Annotated in this window: 6 protein-coding genes; all 6 read right to left on the bottom strand. The window is 32.9% G+C overall.

Translation table 11 applies throughout. From position 1 onward, the window contains the following. Positions 1–573 (bottom strand): ABC transporter transmembrane domain-containing protein (locus tag ACK5ON_RS00105; protein WP_409818717.1); only part of this gene is annotated, 573 nt, incomplete at its 3' end. Further along, on the bottom strand, positions 573–2,300 hold the full coding sequence (locus ACK5ON_RS00110) for a phospho-sugar mutase (protein ID WP_409818719.1): 1,728 nt from the start codon (positions 2,298–2,300) through the stop codon (positions 573–575). The genes ACK5ON_RS00105 and ACK5ON_RS00110, both read right to left, overlap by 1 nt. A gap of 174 nt (positions 2,301–2,474) precedes the next feature. Then, positions 2,475–2,654 carry a hypothetical protein gene (locus tag ACK5ON_RS00115; protein WP_396173641.1) on the bottom strand — a complete coding sequence of 60 codons (180 nt, stop codon included), beginning with the start codon at positions 2,652–2,654 and terminating at the stop codon, positions 2,475–2,477. Then, complete coding sequence (locus ACK5ON_RS00120; protein WP_409818721.1) at positions 2,627–2,989, bottom strand: ORF6N domain-containing protein; 363 nt, start codon at positions 2,987–2,989, stop codon at positions 2,627–2,629. Before ACK5ON_RS00120 ends, ACK5ON_RS00115 begins: the two co-directional genes overlap by 28 nt. Positions 2,990–3,033: 44 nt before the next feature. After that, entirely contained in the window at positions 3,034–3,990 is a 957-nt protein-coding gene (locus ACK5ON_RS00125) for a glycosyltransferase family 2 protein (RefSeq protein ID WP_409818723.1), read from the bottom strand. Further along, the coding region (locus ACK5ON_RS00130; RefSeq protein WP_396173634.1) for a DUF4199 domain-containing protein at positions 3,991–4,521 on the bottom strand (531 nt) is incomplete at its 5' end.

Genomic DNA, 4,521 nt, shown 5'->3' on the forward strand with positions numbered 1-4,521 from the left:
ACTTATAGCAACCATAGCTCCAATAGTAAAAAGAATGGTCATTGGTTCTTTTACAACTAATTCCAAAATTGAAAAAAAGGAATTTTGAACTTCATTGACATCCCCTAGCATTCTAGCCATTATATCTCCCTTTCGTCTCTCGGAATAATAAGAAACGGGTAAGTCGATTATTTTATCAAACATTTTATTTCGTAAGTCTCTTAAAACGCCATTTTTTAACAACATTAAATGATTTAATGCTAAATAATTAAATAGATTTTTTAATAAAAAAGTAGAAATGATAATTGATACTACAAGTAATAAAGCATATTGAGCTCCATTTTCAGTAGTTAACTTTGTGATATAAAAATAAAGATAGTCTTTACCATAATTTGTTATGTCCCAAATTGAAGTCCATTTCGGTTCTTCAATAATTTTTTCAGCATCTTTAAATAACACATCCAACATTGGTATTAAAGCTATGAATGAAAGTGTACTAAAAAGAGCATATATTATGTTGAATATAACATTCCAAATCACATTTGATTTGTATGGTTTCAGAAATGGAATTAGTTTCTTTAAATTTTTATCCATTAGTTCAATTGCATTTCAGAAATTATATTTTTTATTTTGGTATCTAAGTAAGTATCAGCTGCTGGCATTTCGTCAATACTTTCGATGGCAGTATTCACGCTGAAGTAAAATTTTATTTTTGGTTCTGTTCCACTAGGACGAGCACAAATTTTAGAACCATCTTCTAAATAGTAAATCAACACATCCGATTTTGGTATATCTAATGTTTCTATTTCATTAGTCAATAAGTTGCGAGCGGTTGAATTTTGATAATCTTCTACCATAATTACTCGTTGTCCATTAATTTCAGAAACAGGTTTTTCGCGCATATCAATCATCATTTGTTTGATTTCATTCGCACCTTCAATCCCTTTTTTGGTAATTGAAATCAAATGTTCTTTATAATAGCCAAAATCTACAAACAGTTGCTGTAATTCTTTATAAACAGAACTTCCTTTTTCTTTGGCTTGTGCTGCAATTTCACACATTAGTAAAATCGCACCCACAGCATCTTTATCGCGCACAGCGTCACCAACCATATACCCAAAACTTTCTTCGCCACCGCCAATAAATTGTAATTCAGGGAAGTCTTTGATAAATTTCGCAATCCATTTGAAACCCGTTAAACCAACTTTACATTCTACATTATATGCCGAAGCCAATTCCAACATCATTGGTGTAGAAACAATAGTGGAACCAATAAATTGTTTGCCATCAATTTTTCCAGCTTTTTTCCATTGTTCCAATAGATAATGTGTCATCACAACCATGGTTTGGTTTCCATTCAATAATTGCAATTTTCCTTCATTATTTCTGACGGCTACGCCCAATCGGTCGCTATCAGGGTCAGTGCCAAACACAATATCTGAATTTGTTTTTTCAGCTAAAGCCAACGCCATTGTCAACGCTTCGGGTTCTTCTGGATTTGGAGATTGTACTGTTGGAAAATCGCCATTAGGTTCGGCTTGTTCAGGAACAATATTCACATCGGTATAACCTGCTTTTGCCAAAACAGCTGGAACCAATTTTATAGAGGTTCCATGCAAAGAAGTGTATACAATTTTTAAATTTTCTTTGGCTATAGCCGAAATGTTAAAACTTGCATTTTCGATAGTGGAATCAATAAAAGCTTGGTCAATGGCAACATCAATATGTTCAATTAAACTTTCGTTGGCATCAAACTTAACTTCACTGTATTTTAAATCTTCAATCACTCGAATAATTTCCTCGTCTTCGGGCGGTACTAATTGTCCACCATCTTGCCAATATACTTTGTAACCATTGTATTCAGGTGGATTGTGTGAAGCGGTTAATACAATTCCGGCATGACAATTAAGATATTTTAAGGCAAATGATAATTCTGGTGTAGGTCGCATTTCCGAAAACAAATACACATAAATTCCGTTTGCAGAAAAAACATCCGCAACCACTTTTGCCAAAGTGTCACTGTTATGACGACAATCGTAAGCAATTACTACTTTCAACTGTTCCGTAGGGAATGATTTTTTTAAATAATCCGATAACCCTTGTGTGTTTTTACCCAAAGTATATTTGTTGATACGATTAGTGCCAACACCCATTATTCCGCGCATTCCACCAGTGCCAAATTCCAAATTTTTATAAAAACTCTCCTCCAAATTTTTTGGAGAAGTAGTCATCATTTCGATGATTTCGTCTTGTGTTGCTGCGTCAAAAGAAGGTGTTAACCATTCATTGACTTTGTCTAATATATGTTTTTCGATGTGCATAATCTTTTTTTGAAGCCAATCCTGCTATTCGCTATATCTTTTTATTTTTGTCCTTCGACAAGCTCAGAATGACAAAAATAAAAAGGATACCGCTTCTATCAGGGCTAAGTTAATTTGTAAACTTATTTTTTAAATCAATCGTTGTTTATAATTTATTCTCTTTGGGGCTATTATTTATTTTTTGTAACCAATTTTATTTCTTTCAACAATTACTTCCTTATTTTCTTTTTCAACTAAATAATTTAAAACATTATATATTTCTGGCAACTGTCCTTCAATTTCTGTAATTCTGTTTTGCAATTCGGTATAATTTACAGCAAATTGTCTTATTGTAACAAATGCACTGAATTCCATCTCCCTCTCCTTTGGGGAGGGCCGGGGTGGGGCTTTTTCTCACTTTTTAAAACACTTGATAACATTGCAATACCTTGTTCTGTGAATGCAAAGGGTAGATATTTTAAATGTTGACCTCTTCCATTCTTTAAGGACGCAATTTGCGACCTTAAAGAATCGTATTCAAACTTTGAAAGTTCAAACATAAAATCTTCTGGAAAACGATTAATATTTCTTCTAACGGCTTCTTTAAGTCTTTTATTTTCAACTCCATATAGCAATGACAAATCAAAATCAAGCATGACTTTATTACCTCGAATTTCAAATATTTTATTTTGAATAACTTCTAATTCCATTTTTTTTAAATGTTTGAGGACGAAAATTGCGTCCTCAAGTTGAACTACAAATTCACTTCACTTGAAATTTTATAGCGTTCCTCGTTATTCTTAGTTCGAAGAATAATTTCGCCCAAAAATCCAGCTAAAAATAATTGTGAACCTATAATCATGGCAGTTAAGGCAATGTAAAAAAGAGGATTTTCGGTGACTAAAACCGTTTTATAACCAGCATATAACCTAATAAGTTTGATAGAAATAATGAAACCAGTTGCTATAAATCCGATGATAAACATTAAAACACCGCCAGCACCAAAAAGATGCATCGGTCTTTTGCCATAACGTGATAAAAACCAAATGGTGATTAAATCCAAAAATCCATTGATAAAGCGACTCATTCCAAATTTAGATTCTCCATATTTTCTAGCTTGATGAATGACTACTTTTTCACCAATTTTGGAAAACCCAGCATTCTTGGCTAAAACAGGAATGTAACGGTGCATTTCGCCCGAAACTTCAATGTTTTTAATTACGGTATTTTTGTAAGCTTTTAAACCACAATTGAAATCGTTGAGATATACTCCAGAGGTTTTTCGTGCAGCCCAATTGAAAAGTTTGGATGGTAAATTCTTTGTTACAACCGAATCATAACGTTTCTTTTTCCAACCCGAAACCAAATCGTAATCTTGGGTTATTACCATTTTGTATAAATCTGGTATTTCCTCTGGACTATCCTGTAAATCAGCATCCATAGTAATCACAACGTCACCTTTCGCTTTGGCAAAACCAGCATGCAATGCTTGTGATTTACCAAAATTTCGCATGAAACGAATGCCTTTTACATTCCCATTTTCTTTTGAAAGCGACTCTATAATCTGCCACGAATCATCCGTGCTTCCATCATCTATAAAAATAACTTCATAGGAATATTTGTGAGCTGTCATTACTTTGACAATCCATTGATGCAATTCGGGTAACGATTCCTGCTCGTTAAGTAGCGGAATGATGATGGATAGATTCATTTACAATCCTTCGTTCGATTTTGATTTAAAAATTGCAGCTAAAATTAAGCCGAAAATGGCATGAAAAACTAATACTATAGCTATTCCAAATATAATATTACCAATGGAATAATTATCAGTTTCGGCTGCTTTTTGCATCGCTTCGTTTACCGCAGATGCAGGAGCACCAAGTTTTTCCATCATCTCAGAAACTGCTTTGATAGCAATTTCTTTGATTGTCTCTTTGGCTTGTGGATCGATGAAGTTAAATAAAACATATTCAAATAGTTTAGAGAGTAAAGTCCCAATAACAGCTGCTAAAAAGTAAACTGTAAAACATTCTTTAAAGGTAATGTTTCCATTCAATTGTTTTTTTGTTTTTGAAACTACAACGAAACCAATAACAATAGTAAAAATAAATCCCACAAGTCCAAACCACCAACTTGTAAATAACTTTAAATCAATAGCATAAATAGCTGTTGTAAAAAGTAATGAAAATAATCCTAGGATAATTCCAAATGTAATTCCGTTTTTCTTAATAATTTCATTCAT

Origin of the sequence: Flavobacterium sp., assembly GCF_046317795.1 — a bacterium.
Lineage (GTDB): Bacteria > Bacteroidota > Bacteroidia > Flavobacteriales > Flavobacteriaceae > Flavobacterium.

Bases quoted from the DNA above. Each gene is read 5' to 3' on its own strand.
- ACK5ON_RS00110 (WP_409818719.1), bottom strand. From the start codon at position 2,300: ATGCACATCGAAAAACATATATTAGACAAAGTCAATGAATGGTTAACA.
- ACK5ON_RS00115 (WP_396173641.1), bottom strand. From the start codon at position 2,654: ATGGAATTCAGTGCATTTGTTACAATAAGACAATTTGCTGTAAATTAT.
- ACK5ON_RS00120 (WP_409818721.1), bottom strand. From the start codon at position 2,989: ATGGAATTAGAAGTTATTCAAAATAAAATATTTGAAATTCGAGGTAAT.
- ACK5ON_RS00125 (WP_409818723.1), bottom strand. From the start codon at position 3,990: ATGAATCTATCCATCATCATTCCGCTACTTAACGAGCAGGAATCGTTA.